General features: G+C 42.6%; 1 protein-coding gene and 1 pseudogene. Both read right to left on the bottom strand.

Going from position 1 to position 1,542, the window contains the following annotated elements; translation table 11 throughout:
- Positions 1–226: pseudogene (locus KDK15_RS14025) on the bottom strand (aminotransferase); the annotation flags it as partial.
- Positions 227–340: 114 nt separating this feature from the next.
- The gene (locus tag KDK15_RS14020; protein WP_257296011.1) at positions 341–1,075 is read right to left on the bottom strand and encodes a hypothetical protein; all 735 of its coding nucleotides are present in this window, start codon (positions 1,073–1,075) and stop codon (positions 341–343) included.
- Positions 1,076–1,542 lie beyond the last annotated feature (467 nt).

Below are 1,542 nucleotides of genomic sequence, written 5' to 3'. Positions count from 1 at the left end.
TGATTCGCAGGTGGTCAGGCTCAGGCCAGTTGAAGGCAGTGCCCTGGACCAGCAGCACTTTTTCCTGAAGGAGAAAATCCAGTACCACCTGCTCATCATCATGGATCCTGTGATGTTCAGGGTTGAGTTTGGGGAACAGGTAGAGGGCACCTTTGGGCTTGGTAGAGCTGACGCCCGGTATCTGGTCCAGCATTTCCCATGCCCGGTTACGCTGCTCTGGCAGTCGGCATCTAAAGCCCAGCGGTACGAAATCGTACGCTAAGGATAATTTTTCTGGTTTTGGTGCTATCGTCAACTAATTCATAACATCAGAAACACTCAAAAACCCCTGTTTAAAAAATTAGGTTTTCTGAATTACTGAACGATTCCACAAACTCCTCCCAGTCCTTTTCAACCTGACAGTTTCAACTACATCCTGAGTCATGTGAAATTGTGGAGGGGTGGGTAATTTAGATCTTTCCAACCCTGGTTTTGGTGCTAATTCCGGTTTCCCAACATTGTTTTTCACCTTCTTACCCGATAAAACAGCAGGAAGAGGTGGTGGTGGTGGAATCATGCCCGGACCGAAAGGAACAGCTTCAATTTGCTTTGGTGCTACCCTGACAGGTTCTTCTGGCCGAGATTCCGACTCTCGTGGTTCGGTGACAAGGACTATTTCCGTTTTTTTGGTTTCTTCCCTACGTTCTAACAGTCTATTACGCAGTTCTTCCATAATATGGTCATTATCTAATATTTTTTTGTGTTTTTCCTTCTCTCCCTTTTGTTTAGCACCGATATTACGTTTGATCTGCGCCCATGTGTCAGGTTGTGTCATTATCGGCGGTGGCGGCGGCGCAGCGGGAGGGCCAGCTAGTTTTTGTACAGCCAGTGCGATATTCAGCGTGCTCATATCCATTCGGGAATCACCGCCGGATTTAGCGGTTTCTGAACTGGCGGGCATACGAATATTCTCTGCAGAACCAGCTACAGTATGATTCTTAAAACGTCCTTTTTTAAGCTTATTAGGATTTCCATGTTCTGATTGACCCGGAGTAAGTAAAGTATGCTTAATTTTTGATATAATACTCGTGCTCATGGCAACTCCCCTTTGTATTATTTAAGCTCTTACATGGTTTAATTATTTTATTACGTTAATTTCTAATTAATATAATTATGGTTGTTCTTAATGATTATTATATATAAGACTTTTGGATAATAAGAGGCTGGCTTACGAAGGATATCCGAGCCATTTGGCAATTTTTTTTAAATTTTAACTACTTAACCAGTGAAAATTCTCCAGTCACTTTTCCTTGACCCGGTTTCGTTGGTTATGCACCCATCGAAATATTCGGCTAAGTTAGACTGGTAATGAACTGGAAGCCTATTGCTGTTCCTGAATATCTGATCACTTCTTTAACATCAGATTTCAGGGAGTTTTCAATAGGGTGGCGAAAGGCAGACTCAATATTTTATCTATGACATAAGATTTTAGGGTCATATAGTCCGCACCCCGCTTTGCAAGGAAAAGTTTTCACAATGGCTGTTAAAGAGTAATGCTTCCAT

The sequence above is a fragment of the Endozoicomonas sp. YOMI1 genome, assembly GCF_024606345.1.
Lineage (GTDB): Bacteria > Pseudomonadota > Gammaproteobacteria > Pseudomonadales > Endozoicomonadaceae > Endozoicomonas.
The sequence above is the reverse complement of the archived record's forward strand: the minus strand, read 5'-3'. Positions and strand labels throughout refer to the sequence as shown.

What these genes read in the sequence shown, in the direction of transcription:
- KDK15_RS14020 (WP_257296011.1), bottom strand. Translation starts at nt 1,075, where the DNA reads ATGAGCACGAGTATTATATCAAAAATTAAGCATACTTTACTTACTCCG.